This is a genomic window from Amycolatopsis sp. NPDC059027, assembly GCF_042739735.1.
Classification (GTDB): domain Bacteria; phylum Actinomycetota; class Actinomycetes; order Mycobacteriales; family Pseudonocardiaceae; genus Amycolatopsis.
Window position 1 is genome coordinate 1 of the sequence record NZ_JBHYIK010000064.1, and the last position, 17,404, is coordinate 17,404.

The window sequence follows — 17,404 nt, forward strand, 5'->3', positions numbered from 1 at the left end:
AGGGTTTGGCGGGATTCGGGGACGGGGCCGCCGTCGCGGGCACCGCCACCGCGAGCAGCGTCGCGGCGACGAGGGCGAACAGCAGACGGATACGCACTCCCGAGACATGACCGGACAGGCTCACAGTCCACTCCGGACTGCGGCGCGAAACGCCGGGTGAGGCCCCGCGCCTCCGTTCCTGGCACACCACCATCAGCCGTGGACCTCGAATTCGTAGATCCGCGCGGCGTCGTTACCGTTGTTCGCCGGGGTGCTGACGTTGAGCTTCACGTACCGCGCCGATCTGGCGGTGATCGGGTGGTAGGTGCGACTGGCTCGTGACCCGCTGACGTTCACCACGGTCGTCCAGTTCGTTCCGTCGGCCGAGGTCTGGATGGTGAACGCGCCGGTGTTCCAGCCGGTGGTCTCGCCGCCGAGCCCGGCGTGTTCGAGCACGAACGACGAGACGGTCCGCGCGGCTCCGAGGTCGACCTGGAGGAATTTCGTCCCCGATGCGTTCGAGCACCATTTGCTGTTGTTCGCCATGCTGCCGTCGAACGCCTTGGCCGCGGCTTCGGCCGAGGTGCACGGCGCCGACCCGGTGGCGGGCTTGCCCTGGGCGAGGTTCGTGCCCAGGTTCGGCGCCGCCGCCGGGGGTGTGAACCCGTCGTTGTAGGACGGCGGGACGTCCGCGGCGCCGGTTCCCCACGCGCTGGGCGAGGAACCCATCGTGTAGTTCAGCGTCGCGGTGCCCGCGATGTCGCTGTAGCGGATCCACGACTTCGTCGTCGCGGTGCCGTTGACGCTCAGGTTCTGCACGTACTGGGTCCCTTGCCCGGCACCGGTTCCGGTGATCTTGACCGTCCCGTTCGGACGGTTGATGGTCACCGAGGAGAACAGGGGGCCGTGCAGCGCCAGCACGTCCGTGCCCGGCGTTGCCGGGTACATGCCCAGCGCGGACCAGACGTACCACGCCGAGGTGGCGCCGAGGTCGTCATTGCCGGGCAGGCCGCCAGGGCCGGTGGTGAACGATTCGTTCATCACGCGCCGTACCGCCGCGCTGGTGCCCTGCGGGTAGGCGGCGTAGTTGTACGCCCACGGCACACCGTGCTCGGGCTCGTTGCCGATGTAGAAGTACGGCTGCGTCAGGCCACCGTTGAGCTTGGTGAAGTGGTGGTCGAGCCGCTGGATCGCGGTCTTGGGCCCGCCCATCAGGTTGATCAGGCCCTGGTAGTTGTAGGGCACCATCCACGTGTACTGCGCCGGGTTTCCCTCGGTGTAGCCCGCGTCGCTCGACGGCGTGACCGGCCACGCCCAGGTGCCGTCGCTGCCACGCGGCTGGATGTAGCCGGAGTCGCGCCCGAACACGTTGATCCACCACTGCGCCCGCTGCATGTAGGTGTCGTACTTCGTGGTGTCGCCGAGTGCGCGGGCGAACTGCGCGATGGCGAAGTCCGAAGCGGAGTACTCCAGCGAGTCCGACGGGTCCTCGTAGATGTAGTGGCGGTCGAGGTAGCCGCTTTCGCGCCCCCGGATGGCCCGGCCCTGCATGGTGCCGCCGCGGGAACTCTTGTCCATCAGCGCCAGCGCCGCGGTGGTGTCGAAGTCTCGCACCCCGAAGGCGTACATGCTGGACACGATGATCGGGCCGGGGTCGCCGGTCATCACGAAGTGCTCGTTGCTGTTGTGGGACCACTTCGGCAGCAGCCCGCCCTGCTGGCCGTCCAGCACCATCGACTTCGCGATGTCACTGGCCTCGTTCGGCGCCAGCAGACCGATCAACGCCGACCACGAGCGGTAGATGTCCCAGCCCGAGTAGTTCTGGTAGACGGTGTGGTTCGCGGTGTGCACCTTCTGGTCGAACCCGAAGTACTCGCCGTTGACGTCGCTGGCGATGTTCGGATTCTGGAACACGTGGTACAGGGCCGTGTAGAACTTCTGCAGATCCGAACCGGCGCCGCTGCCGACCTGCACGCGGTTGAGGACGGTGTTCCAGCTCTTGTCCGCGGCGGCGCGCACGGCCGCGAAGTCGAATCCGGAGTTCTCCGCGTCGAGGTTCGCCCGCGCGTTGGCCACGCTGACGAAAGAGATACCGACCTTCGCCTGCACCGTCGTGTTGCCGGACGTGTCGAAAGTGAGATAGCCGCCCGAGTTCGTGCCGCCTGCGCTCGACGACCCGTCGGTGACCTTGTCGCCGAGCCAGGTGCCGAACCCGCTGGGCGCGCGGTCGAACTGGATCACGTAGAAGATGCGGTAGGTCCTCGACGAGCCGCAGAAGCCGCCGCCGGTGACCGAGCCGGTCAGCTGGCGGCCGCTGATGCTGATCGAGCCGTCGCGGCTGCCGGTGGCGCTGCGGCCGGTGTTGACCAGCAGCCGGGCGCTGGTCGTGTTCGGGTAGGTCAGCTTCAGCATGCCGGTGCGCTGGGTGGCGCTGAGCTCGGCGGTGGTGTTGTAGGTGTCGAGCTTGTTCTTGTAGTAGCCGGGCGCGGCCGACTCGTTGGCCTTGGTGTAGCTGCTCGCGTAGCTCGTCCAATTGGTGCCGGGGGACTTCCCGAGCGCGCCGGTGACCGGCAGCAGGCCGAGGTCTTCGTTGTTGGGACAACCGGCGCCGTTGAAGTGGGTGAGGCTGAACTCCTCGATCTTGGTGTCGCCGTAGCGATAGCCCGAGGGGGACGCGGTGGGCGTGTCCGGGCTGAACTGCGCCATGCCGAACGGCACCACCGCGCCGGGATAGGTGCTGCCGCCCGCCCCGCCCGGCACCGGGTTGGGCGCGTTGCTGTCGTCGGTGCCGATGAACGGGTTCACGTACTGGGTGAGAGCGAGCGTCGCGGCACTCGCCGGGGTGACCGCGGTCGCGCTCGCCGCGAGCGTCAGGAGGACGAGCATCGCCGCGGGGACGCGTCTGACGCGCCGTGACCATGTACTCGACATGGATTCTTCCCTCTCCGCCGCGCGCCACCGCGCGAACCGTCGATGACAACGTTGTCAGACAACCGGAAAATGCCTCCCGCGCGCCGAAGCGGATTCTGCTCCTGGCCAGGAACCGGGGTCTGATGCTGAGAGACCATGCCACGGCCGGCCGCCGTGTGCAATCGACCTTCGTCGAATGCATGCCAATCTGTCCTGTCTCGTTATCGTTGTCATGACTGGCGGACGAACGGTCCCGTACGATCGCGGCGGGCGGCGCGAGTACAGGCCGGCCAGTGCAGAGTCCAAAGTGGATGGTGGAAACCCGGTCACCGGCCCGGCCGGCCGGTTCTTGGGTAAGGCCTTGACCCGGCGAGCGGGCGGGATCGCTGCCAGTCGGGCCCTCGGCAACGAAGCGCGGAAAGGGCGAAGGGCAACACGTCGCGAGAACCGAAATTTCGGTAACACTGAATTCTTTTCGCATTTCGGTGGTGTTCTGACTAACGGCAAGCGACCCGGGTCGATGCTCACGGTCCACTCTGGACTTCGGCGACCACGCCGGGTAAAGTCCTGCGCCCGCGTTCCTGACAGCACGTGATCGTTCTCGGTCGCCGGCCAGTACAACCCCGGGAAGTGCCGATGCCCTTTGTGCCAATGGAACTTTCGCCACGGCAGTGCGGACCCGGTCATCGCGACGTCCATACCAAGCCAGCTGTAGACGCGCTCTACGCCTGCAGGTGAAGGGCGCGTACGCGCACGAAGACCTCGTCGGCGTCCACCGTGACCATCGCGACCTTCCCACCTGTCTGCGACCGGAAAAGTGCTGGCAACTGGACGAATACACCCACTCGCCGAGTGGGCGGAGGAACTTCGACGGCGCGTCGGGCGACGGCAACCGAACGTCGCAGTGATACCGGGCGCCTGCAACGAATCTCATGCTGGATGGCACAAGTGCTATCCAGGTGCCAAGATCACTGAGAAAATGCCAAGATCATTGAGACTCTACATCGGTCGCTTACGCGGTGATGCGGCCTCCTCCGGCGATGTCGTCTCCGGGGTAGTGGATCTTGCGGGTGCCGATGGGGGTGCCTCGGGTGGGGGCGTCGATCATCGTGTACCTGCTGCGTGGCCTGCTGCATGGTGGGTTGTGCGGGCGGCGGATGCAGGGACAACAAAGCAAGGAGACCTTGTATTACCGCTGCCGGTTCCCGACCGAGTACGGGTTGGCGAACAAGGTGCGGCACCCGCGCAATGTGTACCTGGCCGAGCGGGAACTGATCGAGCCGCTGGATCAGTGGCTCACTACAGCCTTCGCGTCGCACCGGTTGACGGACACGATCGAGGCTCTCTGTCACGCTCAGCCTGACGGCGATCACGACCCGGGGCCTCGGCTGCTTCTCGGCTGATCGAGGAGTGCGACCAGAAACTCGCACGGCATCGCGCCGCTCTCGAAGCTGGCGCCGATCCGCGGATGGTGGCCCAGTGGATGGCCGAAGTACAAGCGCGCCGTGCGGAGGCGACAGCGCGGTTGCCGTCGGGCGGTGGCCGCAGGCGGATGTCGAAGGACGGGATCGAAACCATCGTGCGGACACTCGGTGATTTACGGCAGGTGATCGCTGATGCCGATCCCGCGGACAAGGCGGAGGTCTACCGCCAGCTAGGGTTTGCGGCTGGTCTACCAACCCGGCAAACGAACAGTGCGAGCCGAGACGGCTCTCGACCCGCACAGTTGGGGGTATGGTCTGTGTCCGAGGGGCGAGCTGAACCAGATCCCCAACCTTGTCCAGGCTACTGACCTGCAACTTCCTTGAGTGTGCGTTCGAATCCCCGGGGAGGCCCGTACGGCAACCCCACGAACACGAAACCGTCCCGCGAACTGCTGATTTCCGCGGTCGTCGAGGGGCGGGCTTGGTTCAGGTCCACAAGCACGGATATCCGGGCGCACCAATAGTCCTGTGACCATCCACATCGGACACCACCGACGTCGAGGCGGCTCGCGGGCTCGGGTGCGTGCAGGTTCTCACCACCCATGTCGACGGTGTTGTTGCACAGGAACATCCGTGCGTTCTTCGCGGGGCCGCCGGGGTGTCAGAACGCGCTGCGGACGGTGCCGCCGTCGACGCGGATCGTCGCGCCGCTGATGTACTCGGCGTGCGGGCCGCACAGGTAGGCGACCGCCCCGGCGATCTCCTCGGGCCTGCCGTAGCGGCTCCTGTCGTTGGGCACGATCTCGCGGACGGAGTTGTACTCGATCTCTTCCCAGGTCTGCCCCCAGCCGCGCTCCGGTGACAGCGCGGTCAGGAAGTCCCGGACCGCGGGAACGAGGATCGCGCCGGGCGCGACGATGTTGGAGGTCACGTGCGTACCGGCCAGGTCGCGGGCCAGGGATACCGCCAGATTGTGCCGGGCGGCCAGTGACGCGTTGTAGTGCGGATGGCTGTCGAACGGCTGCGTTCCCAGCCCACCTCCGATGGTGACGATCCGTCCGTAGTCGCGTTGGCGCATGGCGGGGACGAGCCGCTGGATCATCCGCACGCCGGAGACGACGTTGACGTTGTAGGTGTGCAGCCAGATATCAGAGGTGGTCTCGCCCCAGTTCAGGTGTTCGTAGGCGCCGGCGTTGTTGACCAGGATGTCGACGACGCCGCCGGCGAGCGCCTGCTCGGCGGTCCGGTCCGCCCCGGTGTCGGTGCCGAGATCGCCCACCGCGACGGCCGCCTTGCCGCCGTTCTCGATGATCGAGCCGGCGACCTCCTGCGCGCGTTGGGCGCTACGGCCGTGGATCACGACTTCGGCACCCTCGGCGGCGAGCAGCCGAGCGGTGGCTTCACCGAGCCCGGCCGTCGAACCGGTGATCAGGGCGCGACGACCCGTGAGTTGTAAGTCCATGGGAAATTCTCCGATCCAGGCAATGTCTACACTTGTATACTACTCACAGTTAAGTTGCCGCTTGTATACTTTTCGGTATGAGCCGCCCCACACCCCGCCCCCGCAACGCCGCCGCGACGCGACAGGCCATCCTCGACTCGGCCGTCACGGCGTTCACCCGCCACGGATACGACGGTGTCGGTCTCCGCGAGATCGCGGCCGCGGCCGGCGTGACGGCGATCCTGGTCAACCGTTACTTCGGCTCCAAAGAAGCCTTGTTCACCGAGGTCGTCGCAGTCTCCTTCGCCCAACCCACGATGATCCCGGGGAAACCGGGAGACACGACCGACCTGGCCGTCCAGATCGCCCGCGCTCTCGTCGCCCGCACCGCCGCGGACGCCGACCATCTGGGCCCGTTCGAGCTGATGCTCAAGTCGGCGGCCAACCCGAAAGCCGCGGAGATCATGCGTGCCGGCATCCGCGAAAACGTCGGCGCGCGGTTCACCGGCGCTCTGCACGGCGCTCATGCCGGGCAACGTGCCGAGCTGGGGCTGGCCTTGCTGGCGGGTACCTGGCTGATGCGCCGGATCATCGGCACCCCCGCACTGCGTGAAGCCGATCCCGAACAGCTGACGGATCAGGTCATCCGCGTCCTCACCACGATCGTCGAGCCACACACCGACCCGGGACCCGTGCCCGGCTGACCCGGCGTCGGCGCCACTGGTGCCGCGCGAGCAGAGAGCGGCAGGTCGTCGCGCCGACGACGTCGATCGCGTGTATGCACCGTGGCGGCACGCTGGATTCATGTCCGACACCACTTCCGGGGAATCCCGGGCACTTGCCCTGCCGAACCTGCTGCGGAGCGCGATCGAGGCCGCGCGGGACGAAGCCGGCAAGCTCGGCCGCCTGCCGGGTCACCTGATCGCCGAACTGCGCGATGCGGGTGCCTTCAGCCTGTTCACCCCTGCCGAGTACGGCGGGCTGGAGGTTTCGCTCACCACCGCGCTGACCGTCTACGAGCGGTTCGGCCGGATCGACACCTCGGCCGCCTGGGTGGTGTGGAACGCCAACTTCGGCTTCACCGCGGCGATGCTCGGCGAGGCGGGCGCGGCGAAGGTCTGGGCCGGTGGCCCGGAACCGGTACTGGCGAACGCGGGCCAGCCGGGCACCGCCGTCGCGGTGGACGGCGGGTACCGGCTCTCCGGGCATTGGCGCATCGTCAGCGGGATCGAAGCGGCCGAGTGGTTCGTCCCGCTCGGCGTCGTGATGGACGGCGAGCAGCCCGCGACGACCGAGGCGGGCGGACCGGACGTACGGCTGTTTCACGTTCGCCAGGACCAGCTGAAGATCGAGCACACCTGGAACGTCAGCGGCCTGCGCGCGACCGGCAGTCACGGGGTGGTGATCGAGGACGCGTTCGTCCCGGCCGAGCTGACCGCGAGGATCGACACCCCGCTGCGCCTGGACCGGCCCCCATACCGGCTCAACCCCATCCTCCTGGTCTTCGCCGGCTGCACCGCCGTCGCGCTGGGCACGGTCGAGCAGGCCATCGACGAACTGGTCGCGCTCGCGCCCGGCAAGACGACTCCGTTCGGTGGTCTGCTCGCCGAGCAGCCCCACGTCCAGGAATCATTGGCCCGCCAGGAAACCGCGGTACGGGCCGCGCGGCTGTTCCTGTTCGACGTGGCCCGGCGGATCGACGAGACCGCCGGGCGCGCCGAGCCGTCCACCCCCGCCCTCCATGCCGATCTGCACTCGGCCATGGCCCACGCGGCCGTCGTCGGCAGGGAGGCTCTGGTCGCGATGTACCAGCTGGGAAGTTCCACCTCGCTCTACCGGGGCAACGCTCTCGAGCGGCTGTACCGCGACGGGATGGTGGCGCTGCAGCACGTCAACCAGGCCCCGGAATTCTTCGGCGGTTCGGGACGCGTGCGGCTCGGCCTGGAACCCGGTTTGCCGTTGTTCTGACGGCACTGTGCCGGGGTGTCCAGGGGGTGGTCGTCAGCGTGCTCGCCCGGGAACGGTGATGGTCTGGTATTCGGTGTAGGTGCCGAGCCCGACCGCGCCGTACTCCCGGCCGAGACCACTGGCCTTGAAACCGCCGAACGGGCCGTCGAACCCGATGGGGGCGCCGTTGATCGTGACGGTGCCGGTGCGTACGCGGCGCGCGATTTCCAGCGCGTGCGCGGGGTCGGCCGACCACACGCCGCCGGACAGGCCGTACTCGGAGTCGTTGGCGATGCGGACCGCGTCGTCTTCGTCGTCGTAGGCGATGACGACCAGGACCGGGCCGAAGATCTCCTCCTTGGCGATCCGCATCGAGTTGTCCACGTCGGCGAACAGCGTTGGCGTGACGTAGAAACCGCTTTCCAGTCCCGCCGGCACTTCCGGACCTCCGGTGACGAGCCGAGCGCCTTCGGAAACGCCGATCCGGATGTAGTCGAGTACGCGCTGCTGCTGATCGCGGCGGACCATCGGGCCGATGAAGGTCGACTCGCCGGCCGGGTCGCCGACGCCCAGGGACTCGACGAGTTCCTTGAGGCCGGCGACGATCTCGTCGTAGCGGCCGCGCGGTGCGAGGATGCGGGTCTGCGCGATGCACGATTCGGCGTTGTTCAGCAGGGAGCCGAACTTGACACCCTGGATCGCGGCGTCGATGTCGGCGTCGGGCAGGATGATCATGGCGGACTTGCCGCCCAGTTCCAGGCTGACCCGCTTGAGCTGCTCCCCGGCCAGCGACGCGATGCGGCGGCCGGCGCGGGTCGAGCCGGTGAAGGCGATCTTGTCGACGTCCGCGTGCTTGACCAGGTGCTCGCTGGTCTCGCGGTCGGCGGGCAGCACGCTGATTACGCCCTCGGGCAGACCGGCCTCCGCCAGCAGCCGGGCGAGCAGGTTCATGCTGAGCGTGTTCTCGGGCGAGACCTTGAGGACGACCGTGTTGCCGGTCAGCAGCGCGGGCAGGATCTTCGCCATGGCCGACGAGAACGGTGAGTTCCACGGGATGATCGCGGCCACGACGCCGACCGCCGCGCGGCGCACGATCGAGCGGAACGGCGCGCCCGGATCGGACGGCTGAAGAGTCTCCTCCCAGGCGAACTCCTCGGCCGCCTTCAGGTAGGCGTTCGCCTGACGGGTCAGGCCGGGCTGGCCCGCCTTGGTGAACCACAGGGCCGAACCGTTCTCGGCCGAGATGAGTGCCGCGATCTCCTCGGCGTGCTCCTCGCGGAGCTTGACGAGCCTGCGGATGACCGCGATCCGTTCCGCGGGCGAGGTGCGCGGCCACGGCCCTTCGTCGAAGGCCTTTCGGGCGGCGGCGACGGCGCGGTCGATGTCGGCGGGCTGCGCCTGCGCGGCGCGGCCCAGCACCGACTGGTCGTGCGGGGACCGGATGTCCATCAGCTCCGCGCTGCTCGGCGTGGCCCACTCGCCGCCGATGAAGAGATGCTCGTAGGTGATCACTGAGGCCTCCTTCAGGCTGTTCTGTCTCATAAATGTAGCAGTTCTGATGAGTTAGTGGCACAGATGTGAGGCAGAAGACGGAGAGTGTGGCCGGACGGTCGTTCACCAGGGCAGGGGGCCTTCGTCGTTGTGGAAGCGGCCCGTCCCGTTGCCTTCGGTTGCCCAGTAGACGGACGCGCGGGCGCCTTCGTCGACGGTGCGGACACCGGCGAAACCGTTGAGGTCCGTCGCGGTGTAGCCCGGCGTGACAGAGTTGACCTGAATATGCGCCAGCGTGGGATCGTCGAGGAAGGCGTTGGCGTACTTGACGGTGAGCATGTTCACCGCCGCCTTCGCCGCGGAGTACACAAAGGACTCGTGCGAGCGGGCGAACATCGAGCCGGGCTCCGTGGTTTTGCTGAACATCGCCGAATCGCTGGCGACGTTGACGACCCGGGCTGCGGGGGACTTCCGCAGCAGCGGGAGCATCGCGTGGGTCACGCGGATGAGGCCGAACACGTTGGTCTCGAACTCGGGGCGCGCGTCCTCGCCGGTGACGTCGGTGGCGGGCTTGCGGATCAGCATGCCGGCGTTGTTGACCAGGACGTCCAGACGGCCGTACTCGCGGTCGATGTGCGCCGCCGCGGCCTGGACGGAGCTGTCATCGGTGACGTCCAGGCGTACCGGGTGGACGATGATCCCGGACCCGGCCAGTTTTCCGGCCGCCCGGGCGCCCTTTTCCGGGTCACGGCTGCCGAGGAGCACGGTGTGGCCCAGTTCCGCCAGCCGGCGTGCGGTGGCCAGTCCGAGGCCCTTGTTGGCGCCGGTGACCAGGGTGATCTTGGTGGGGGACATGTGCCTGCCTCGCAAAAGAAGAAGTGAAAGTACCCCTACACTTTAAGCGTAGGTAGACTACGGTTGTCAACCCGAGGAGGTGTCATGGAGGTTTCCCTGCCCACGCGCCGTCCGAAGCGGACGGACGCACGACGCAACTTCGACGCGCTGGTGACGGCGGCCCGGGAAGCGTTCGCGGACAACGGATCGCAGGTGTCCCTGGAGGACATCGCCCGGCGGTCCGGCGTGAGTATCGCCACGCTGTACCGCAATTTCCCGACGCGGGAGGACCTCGTCGAGGAGGTTCACCGGGAGGAGGTCGAAAAGCTCTGCCGGGCGGCGTCCGGGCTCGACGACCTCGACCCGTGGGACGCGTTGGTGACCTGGCTGCACCACTTCACCGACTACATCGGCACGAAGCTCGTCTTCGCCGACGCGCTCAACCGCACCACGGGCGGCTTCCAGGCCTGCCGCAAGGCGATGCGGGACGCGGGTCGCCCGCTGGTGGAACGAGCCCAGCGGGCGGGTGCCGCGAATCCGGACATGACGATCGACGATGTGCTGCGGCTGGTCGCGGGCATCAGCACCATCGAGTACGTCGACGACGTCCAGCGCGGGCGCGTCTTCGCCCTGGTGCTCGCCGGTATGCGCGCCCCGGGGCGCTAGCCCCGCCGAGCGCGCGGCGGGTCACCGCGGTGTCCACTGTGGATGGACGGTCGACGAGTGCCCCGGGGCGGGCGACGCCGCCGCGCGGATCAGACCAGGGAAGCGCGGGCCGCGCTGATCCGCGCGTGCATGCGCCGCAGGCCGGGGCCGGGCTCCAGCCCCAGGTCGTCGTCGAGCAACCGGGCGATCCGCCGATAGGCCGACAACGCGTCGTCTTGGCGGCCTTCGCTGTCCAGTGCCCAGATCAGCAGCTCCCACAACCGCTCGCGGTAGGGCTCGCGTGCCGTGGCCAAGGTCAGTTCGGCGATCGTGTCCGCGCAGTGGCCCTGGCCGATGTCCAGTGCCCAGAGTTCCTCCGTCGCCGACGCCCGCAGCTGCTCCAGCCAGGTGCGGCGGCCCTCGAAGAACGGGCCGCCCAGACCGCCGAGCGCGGGCCCGCGCCAGAGCGCGAGCGCACCGCGCAGCAGCCGCGAGGCCTCGGTGTCCTGGCCGCGGGCGCAGGCCTCGCGCGCCTCGGCCGTGGCCTGGCGGAACATCGTCACGTCGACCGCGGCGGGGTCGACGAGCAGCTGGTAGCCGCGGCCGGCGGACCGGATCTCCGCCTCCGTGCCCCGCCCGGCTGCGCCTGCTTCGGCCAGTAGCCGGCGCAGCCGCGAAATGTACGTGCGCGTGGTGACGATCGCGCTGCGCGGCGCCTCGGCGCCCCACAACCCGCCCACGATCTCGTCGAGCGTGAGCTGCCGTCCCTCGCTGAGCAGCAGGAGAGCGAGCACCCCGCGCTGCTGCGGGGATCCTGCGTCCAGCTCCTGACCGTCGTGCCAGATCCTGATGGGGCCCAGCAACCCGAAACTCACCCCGGCCATGATGGTTTCCCCGCCCTTTCGCGATGCGCGAGATTGTGAAGTCGAGCCACGGCGACGCCGACCGGCCCTGTCACCACTGTGACAGAAGCACCGGGACGGCTTCGCGGGAACCCGCCGCATCGCGTTTCGTGGACAGGACGTCTACAGGTTGTCTACACCACTGCCCTAGGAATGGTGCGCTGACGGGAAAGTGTGACGGACGAGAGGTACGCGGTGGGCAAGGACGTCGTCACCGCAAGGGGTTGCGGGACACCGTCGGCCGTCCTGACGATGGGGCGACGTACAGGCACAGCGTCAGGTGACGCTCGCGAGGGCCGTTCCGGCAGGCCTACTTTCCGGGTATGCGGAGCCAGGCAGTCGTGATTGGACGGCAACACGCGGATTCGGCTCAGTGCCGGTTCACCATTCTCGGACCGCCCGGGCTCAGCCGCGGTGACGCGGAGCTGGATCTGGGCGCGCCGCAACAGCAGGCGGTGCTGATGCTGCTTCTCGTGCGCAGCGGGACTTTCGTCCGGATCGGCGAGCTCATCGACGGCCTGTGGGGCGATCGGGCCCCGGCGACCGGTGAGGCCGTCATCCGGACCTACATCTCGCGGATCCGCCGGGTGTTCTCCGAGCACGGCCTGGGTTCGGCGATCCGCTCGCAGTCCGGCGGCTACATGCTCGACCCGTCGTTGTTCGTGCTGGACGCGGCCGAGTTCACGCGGCTGGTCGAGACGGCGCGGCAGGAACGCGTGGGCGGTGCCGTGCCGGATGCGGCCGCGCACCTGCGCGAGGCGCTCGACCTGTGGACGGGCACCGCGCTGGCCGGAGTGCCGGGCGAGGCGGCCGAGCGGGAACGCTCCCGCCTGGAGCGGCTGAAGCTGACCGCCGTGCAGGAACTGCTGCAGTTGCGTCTGGAGATGGGCGAGCACGCCGAGGTGGTGGCCGAGGTGCCGCTGCTCATCCAGCTGAACCGGCTGGAGGAGCCGCTGTACGAGATCTACCTGCTGGCGCTCTACCGCAGCGGCCGTCGCGCCGAGGCGCTGGAGGTCTACCGGATGGTCTACGACCTGTTCGGCAAGGAGCTGGGCGTCAGCCCTGGCCCGCAGCTGCGGGCCATTCACGAGAAGATTCTGCGGGCCGACACCGACGCCGAGGACGAGTTCGTGCCCGCCCCGCGGCCCCGGGTGACCACGCCGCCTGCCGGGGAGCCACCGGGCGAATCGGCCGGCGCGGCACTGGACCGCAACGTCGGTTCCCGGTTCGTCGGGCGGGACGCCGAGCGCGCGGCGTTCGCCGCCATGCTCGAACGCGGTCGCGGCGAAGGCCTCGAGGTGTTCTTCGTGTGCGGTCACGCGGGCATCGGCAAGTCGACCCTGCTGCGCCGGTACAGCGACGACGCCGTGGCCGCGGGCCGAACGGTGTGGCATCTGCATGACCTCACGACCGCGGAGCTGCGGGAACGTCTCGAACAACTCGCCAAAGGAGTCGCGGGGACCTCCGCCGGCCCGGTCGTCCTCGTCGACTCCTTCGAGCGGCACGTCGAACTCGAGCCGTGGTTGCGCGACACCTACCTCCGCACGCTTCCCGCCGATTCGATCGTCGTCGTGGCGGGCCGGGCCGGGCCCAGCGTCGCGTGGATCACCGACCCGGCGTGGTCCGGCGCGATCGTGGCGCGGCAGCTGGAAGCCCTCAGCGCGGCGGAGTCGGCGGCGCTGGTCGAGGCGCGTGGTGCCGACGCCGGGTTCGCTCCGTCCATTGTGGATTTCGCGGCGGGTAACCCGCTCGTGCTGTCGCTGGCCGCCGAGGTCGGCCGGAGCATGTCGCACACCGGGCAGCCGTCACGGCGCGAGGCCGTGCGGTTCGTGGTCGACGCGGTGCTGGACACTCTGCTCGACGACGTTCCGTTTCGATTCGATGGCCAGTGCTTGCGCCCGCAGTGTGGCGGCTTGTTCCCGCGCCATGCCGACGAAGTCCTGGTCGAACTTGCCCAGCTCGTAACCGGCGCGGAAGAAGTTCCTCCCTACCGCGCCACCGACGCCGTTGGCGACGTCCGCGCCCAGCTTCGGCAGCGCGAGGCCGGAACCGGCGAGCTGATCGCCGAAGGCTTCCCACTCGTCCGCGAGGGCGCGCAGGGCGTCTTCGTCTCCGCGCGGCCACAGACCACCGAAGACCGGTACCAGGAGCCAAGCCAGCTCCTTCGGCATCTCCAACGACACCCGAACACCCCCTCCCGGACAAGCCACCGCACCGGAAACGCTCCTCTCACGACGTCCACAGCCCGTATACGAACGGTCGACGGCGAAAGCGCCGTCCTTGCGCGCGTGCTCGCCGTCCGGAGGTAAAACACCACGGTGATGTAGCGGATATCCGTACCAAGCGCTACATCGGCGAGTATCTTGGTGACGATGAGAGCCGACGCCGCGCGTAACCTCGAGCTCGTGCTGACCACGGGGGCTCGCATGCTCGCCGACGAACCCGCGACCAGCGTCGCCGCGATCGCGGCCGAGGCGGGCGTGGACCGCCGCACCGTGTACCGGCGGTTCGCCGGACGGGACGAACTGCTGGCGGCGGTGTACGAGGCACGGCTGGACGCGATCGAGGCGGCGATCGAGGCCGCCCGGCTCCGCGTGGCGCCTGTGCCGGTCGCGCTGCACCGGTACGTCGAGGGGATCATCGGCGTGAATCGCAAGTGGCCGGTCGAACTCAGCAAGATGCGGGCGGTGCCGGAGATCTGGGAGCGGCGGCTGCGGGCGGTCGACGAGGTCGAACGGTTTCTCCAGCGGGCCACCGAGGACGGATTGCTCCGCCCCGGCCTGCCTGACCGCTGGCCGGGGCGTGTGCTCGGGCAGCTGCTGCGCTTGGCGTCACGCGAACTCCCCGACCTGAGCGACGCGCACGCCGCTGATGTCGTTGTCGATACGTTCCTGCGGGGCTTCGGCGCGGAGCAGGCGGGCGCAAGCCGTACCAGTTGAGCCTCGCAACCGGGAACGGCGGGAGCTCAGTTCCCTTCGCGCGGGGCCATGAGCAGCGGCATCCGCCGGAGGTCGTCCAGGGTGAGCCGGAACCCGGCCAGCGCGCACACCACGCGCCAGTTCCGGCCGCAGTCCAGATACTCCTCGTCGATGTCGTCGATCCCGTCGTCCGGGTCTTCGAGACCGGAGGCGCGCAGGTCGGCGAGGTCGAAGAAGCCGGCCGCGTCGACCGCGGGACGGAGCTCGGCGGGCAGCCGGTCGCCGTCGAGTTCGGGATCGATGCCTTCCGCGGTGCTGAACACCAGCATCCCGTCGACGCCGTAGTCGAGACCGGTGTCGCCGTCGATGGTCCAGTTCGCCATCGCCGCCACACCACCTGCCGCTGACAGCACGGCCGCCGCCTCGATGTCGTCCGGCCCGGCGGCGTAGGTCAGGCCCGCGTCGTCGTAGACGAACGTCCAGGCGCCGGCCCGCCCTGCCAGCAGAACGGTTCCGTCCTCCGGCGCGTCCGTGCCGAGTGCGGCCTGCGGCAGGCTGGTCCACTCGTCCGGCCTGGCCGCGGGCAGGACGCACGGGACGATCCGGTCGGGTTCGGCACCCAGAACCCGCAGCGCGGTCCGGGGAACGAGGTCGCGGACCACGTGCACCAGATGGTTCGGGTCGTCGCCGGCCAGCTCCTTGGACCAGACCGGGAAGCCGGACTCGTCGAGGGTGCCGGGCGGGAAGCCGGGTGTCGCCATGGGACGGAGTCAACCTGGGGCGGGTGGACGAACGATCGACAGCCGCCGTATACGCGCGGTCGACAAGTCCGGTGAGACCGGGGACCGGCCACTGACGGGCCGCATCGCCGTCGTCACGGGAGCCTGCCGATCGACCATGCGGATCCTCGGGGATTCCGCTGGATCGGGCGCCGTGGCGGTCACAGTTTTGGCGTTCCATTGGGGTTGGTGCCGTGGTCTTGAGTGTCGCGAACGCTCCGTTCGGGACGTTGATCGTCGGCAACGGCGCGTTCTCGCCTCGGGACGTCAGGTCAGAGGAGGTAGGCGGCGGTCGTGGCGACGGCAAAGATTCCCCAGGCAATGGTGACCCAACGAAAGGGGGAGTGGCCTTTGCCGAGTGCATTGCCGGAGCCAATAGCGCCGACGAGCAGCCCTGCCACCAGCCCCAGCCCCGGTAGGCCGGCGACGAGGCCTGGGCCCAGGGCCATGCAGGGTGTGCTGCGCTCTGAGCCGCTGCGGCGAGCGTCGTCACCCCGGATCTCAACTGCGTCCACATCGAGTACCGGGCGATGGCCACGGCTTCATCCTAAATGAGATTCTCGATCTGCTCGTGAAAAGAGTCGAACACTATCGATATCTGGTGAATATCGCCCCCGAGCGCCATGAACGCCGGTTTGTCTTCACGGTTCGAGGACGGGCGCAGATCCGGCCGGCCCGAGGTATTGGGACATCACAGAACTCTTCAATGCGGATGCCGATTCAGCACGAACCGATGACATGCTCGCGCAGATCACCGCACCGAGTCGAACGAACCGATGCGCTTATTCACATACTGGTACAACGCTTCGGGGTCCCGACAGACCACCATGGCCACGAGGTTGGCGGTTCCGGTGATCAACAACGCCGGGAACACCGATCATGGGATAGACCCTCTGGTTGAGCCACCACGAAGTCGCACGAGGTAGTTGTGCCGTGGGCCTTGCGCAGGGCTAGTCCGACTGTCGCCTGCCACTGTTGTGGGACCACCACGTCGCCAGTCATGGGACCACCGACAGCAGCGCAAACGTGGAACAGGCTCTCGTGCCGTCGGTTGGCGAAGGCCGTGTTTCCGAACGGCCGGTACGCGGCATGTGCGGACGTTCGGGTGCTGGATGTGGGTTCCGGGTTGGCCGTGTCCGGGGTTGGGTCAGGGTGCGCCGCGACAGAGTGTGCGGTAGGGCGGGCAGCCGTAGGCGGTGCGATAGTGGTGGGCGAAGCGGCCGGGATGGAAGAAGCCCCAGCGGGCGGCGATCTCGGTGACCGTGGCGCCGGTGGTGGGATCGGCGGCCAGCAACTCCCGGTGTGCGTGCTGGAGGCGGGCCTGGCGGAGATATCCCATCGGGGTGGTGCCGAGGTGGCGGCGGAAGGCGTGCTGGACGGCGCGGATGGTGGTGCGTGCGGTGGCGGCGACGTCCGCGGCGCTGATGTCTTCGTGGGCGTGGTCGTCGATGAACGTGATCGCCCGGCGCAGGGCGGCCGGGCGCGCGTCGTGGCGGTCCTCGATGGTGGGGTCGGTCAGCGCGGTGCTGGGGAAGGCGGTCAGCACCGTGGCCGCCAGCAGCTGGGACGCGGTGGAGGCGATCAACGGGGCGTCCCGGATCGCCGGGTCGGAGGCCACCTGCTCGCGCAGGAACGCCATGGTGTGCAGCAGATGGCGCCCGGCGGCGGGGGAGATCGGCCGGTGACCGGTCAACCGCACCGGCTCCGCGGTGCGGGCGGGCGCGGTGTCGGCCACCCGGGACAGTAATGACGGTTCCAGCAGGGCGCAGCTGTAGCGCGCCCTGCTGATCCGGCCGGCGAAAGGCAGCTCAGGCAGGGCGGCCAGGAACACCTCGCCCGGGCCGTGGCTGTCCCGGACACCGCCGACGTCCCAACGTGGGAAGGAACCGGACTCCACCACGAGCGCGCAGAAGCGGCCCGTCGGGTTGACGACGTAGTCCAGTTCGAGGTCGAAGTCCACCTGGTCCAGGCTGACCGGCCCCAACGGGTACTGGGTGATCCGGGCCCGGTACGGCTGCTCCTGACGGCCGTTGAACCGCGACGACGCGTAGCTGGCGCTGCAGAACTCCTCGATCTCCTCCAGGTCGCGGCTCTCGAAACCTACGTTCACAGTCTTCCCATATCCCCGTCACCG

The 17,404-nt window shown here is 68.6% G+C and carries 13 protein-coding genes; 6 read left to right on the forward strand and 7 right to left on the reverse strand.

The window, feature by feature from the left end; all coding sequences use genetic code 11:
• Positions 1–192: 192 nt before the first annotated feature.
• A complete protein-coding gene (locus ACFWY9_RS34265) occupies positions 193–2,910 on the reverse strand; it encodes a GH92 family glycosyl hydrolase (protein WP_378340804.1) in 2,718 nt (905 codons plus the stop codon).
• A gap of 1,070 nt (positions 2,911–3,980) precedes the next feature.
• Between ACFWY9_RS34265 and ACFWY9_RS34270 the strand changes: the two genes are divergently transcribed.
• Positions 3,981–4,292, forward strand: a complete 312-nt coding sequence (locus tag ACFWY9_RS34270) for a recombinase zinc beta ribbon domain-containing protein (protein ID WP_378324600.1) — start codon at positions 3,981–3,983, stop codon at positions 4,290–4,292.
• Positions 4,293–4,974: 682 nt separating this feature from the next.
• Here ACFWY9_RS34270 and ACFWY9_RS34275 read toward each other — a convergent pair.
• Positions 4,975–5,775, reverse strand: coding sequence for an SDR family NAD(P)-dependent oxidoreductase (locus tag ACFWY9_RS34275; RefSeq protein WP_378340805.1), 801 nt, complete (start codon positions 5,773–5,775; stop codon positions 4,975–4,977).
• Positions 5,776–5,852: 77 nt separating this feature from the next.
• Here ACFWY9_RS34275 and ACFWY9_RS34280 point away from each other — a divergent pair, with 77 nt between their 5' ends.
• Together ACFWY9_RS34280 and ACFWY9_RS34285 are read left to right on the forward strand one after the other, a co-directional pair.
• The gene (locus tag ACFWY9_RS34280) at positions 5,853–6,458 is read left to right on the forward strand and encodes a TetR/AcrR family transcriptional regulator (RefSeq protein WP_378325237.1); all 606 of its coding nucleotides are present in this window, start codon (positions 5,853–5,855) and stop codon (positions 6,456–6,458) included.
• Positions 6,459–6,558: 100 nt separating this feature from the next.
• Positions 6,559–7,722 (forward strand): acyl-CoA dehydrogenase family protein, encoded by a 1,164-nt coding sequence (locus tag ACFWY9_RS34285; protein ID WP_378325238.1) that lies wholly within the window; start codon positions 6,559–6,561, stop codon positions 7,720–7,722.
• Between the two features lie 33 nt (positions 7,723–7,755).
• Here ACFWY9_RS34285 and ACFWY9_RS34290 read toward each other — a convergent pair whose 3' ends face one another.
• Positions 7,756–9,213 carry an aldehyde dehydrogenase gene (locus tag ACFWY9_RS34290; protein WP_378340806.1) on the reverse strand — a complete coding sequence of 486 codons (1,458 nt, stop codon included), beginning with the start codon at positions 9,211–9,213 and terminating at the stop codon, positions 7,756–7,758.
• A 102-nt stretch (positions 9,214–9,315) separates the two neighbouring features.
• A complete protein-coding gene (locus ACFWY9_RS34295; RefSeq protein WP_378340807.1) occupies positions 9,316–10,047 on the reverse strand; it encodes an SDR family oxidoreductase in 732 nt (243 codons plus the stop codon).
• A gap of 84 nt (positions 10,048–10,131) precedes the next feature.
• Between ACFWY9_RS34295 and ACFWY9_RS34300 the strand changes: the two genes are divergently transcribed.
• Complete coding sequence (locus tag ACFWY9_RS34300; protein WP_378325241.1) at positions 10,132–10,692, forward strand: TetR/AcrR family transcriptional regulator; 561 nt, start codon at positions 10,132–10,134, stop codon at positions 10,690–10,692.
• Positions 10,693–10,781: 89 nt separating this feature from the next.
• On the opposite strand, the gene ACFWY9_RS34305 is transcribed toward ACFWY9_RS34300, so the two are convergent.
• The gene (locus ACFWY9_RS34305) at positions 10,782–11,555 is read right to left on the reverse strand and encodes a BTAD domain-containing putative transcriptional regulator (RefSeq protein WP_378340808.1); all 774 of its coding nucleotides are present in this window, start codon (positions 11,553–11,555) and stop codon (positions 10,782–10,784) included.
• A 341-nt stretch (positions 11,556–11,896) separates the two neighbouring features.
• Between ACFWY9_RS34305 and ACFWY9_RS34310 the strand changes: the two genes are divergently transcribed.
• Both ACFWY9_RS34310 and ACFWY9_RS34315 read left to right on the forward strand, forming a co-directional pair.
• A complete protein-coding gene (locus ACFWY9_RS34310; protein WP_378340809.1) occupies positions 11,897–13,882 on the forward strand; it encodes a BTAD domain-containing putative transcriptional regulator in 1,986 nt (661 codons plus the stop codon).
• Between the two features lie 63 nt (positions 13,883–13,945).
• Positions 13,946–14,512 carry a TetR/AcrR family transcriptional regulator gene (locus tag ACFWY9_RS34315; RefSeq protein WP_378340810.1) on the forward strand — a complete coding sequence of 189 codons (567 nt, stop codon included), beginning with the start codon at positions 13,946–13,948 and terminating at the stop codon, positions 14,510–14,512.
• Positions 14,513–14,538: 26 nt separating this feature from the next.
• Here the strand turns inward: ACFWY9_RS34315 and ACFWY9_RS34320 are convergent, their stop codons facing one another.
• Together ACFWY9_RS34320 and ACFWY9_RS34325 are read right to left on the reverse strand one after the other, a co-directional pair.
• A complete protein-coding gene (locus ACFWY9_RS34320; RefSeq protein ID WP_378340811.1) occupies positions 14,539–15,252 on the reverse strand; it encodes a hypothetical protein in 714 nt (237 codons plus the stop codon).
• Positions 15,253–16,417: 1,165 nt separating this feature from the next.
• Positions 16,418–17,380 carry a helix-turn-helix transcriptional regulator gene (locus ACFWY9_RS34325; protein ID WP_378325265.1) on the reverse strand — a complete coding sequence of 321 codons (963 nt, stop codon included), beginning with the start codon at positions 17,378–17,380 and terminating at the stop codon, positions 16,418–16,420.
• Positions 17,381–17,404 lie beyond the last annotated feature (24 nt).

Excerpts from the sequence above, each read along its gene's own strand:
- ACFWY9_RS34265 (WP_378340804.1), bottom strand. The coding sequence starts at position 2,910 with ATGTCGAGTACATGGTCACGGCGCGTCAGACGCGTCCCCGCGGCGATG.
- ACFWY9_RS34275 (WP_378340805.1), bottom strand. The coding sequence starts at position 5,775 with ATGGACTTACAACTCACGGGTCGTCGCGCCCTGATCACCGGTTCGACG.
- ACFWY9_RS34280 (WP_378325237.1), top strand. The coding sequence starts at position 5,853 with ATGAGCCGCCCCACACCCCGCCCCCGCAACGCCGCCGCGACGCGACAG.
- ACFWY9_RS34285 (WP_378325238.1), top strand. The coding sequence starts at position 6,559 with ATGTCCGACACCACTTCCGGGGAATCCCGGGCACTTGCCCTGCCGAAC.
- ACFWY9_RS34295 (WP_378340807.1), bottom strand. The coding sequence starts at position 10,047 with ATGTCCCCCACCAAGATCACCCTGGTCACCGGCGCCAACAAGGGCCTC.
- ACFWY9_RS34300 (WP_378325241.1), top strand. The coding sequence starts at position 10,132 with ATGGAGGTTTCCCTGCCCACGCGCCGTCCGAAGCGGACGGACGCACGA.
- ACFWY9_RS34305 (WP_378340808.1), bottom strand. The coding sequence starts at position 11,555 with ATGGCCGGGGTGAGTTTCGGGTTGCTGGGCCCCATCAGGATCTGGCAC.
- ACFWY9_RS34310 (WP_378340809.1), top strand. The coding sequence starts at position 11,897 with ATGCGGAGCCAGGCAGTCGTGATTGGACGGCAACACGCGGATTCGGCT.
- ACFWY9_RS34315 (WP_378340810.1), top strand. The coding sequence starts at position 13,946 with ATGAGAGCCGACGCCGCGCGTAACCTCGAGCTCGTGCTGACCACGGGG.
- ACFWY9_RS34320 (WP_378340811.1), bottom strand. The coding sequence starts at position 15,252 with ATGGCGACACCCGGCTTCCCGCCCGGCACCCTCGACGAGTCCGGCTTC.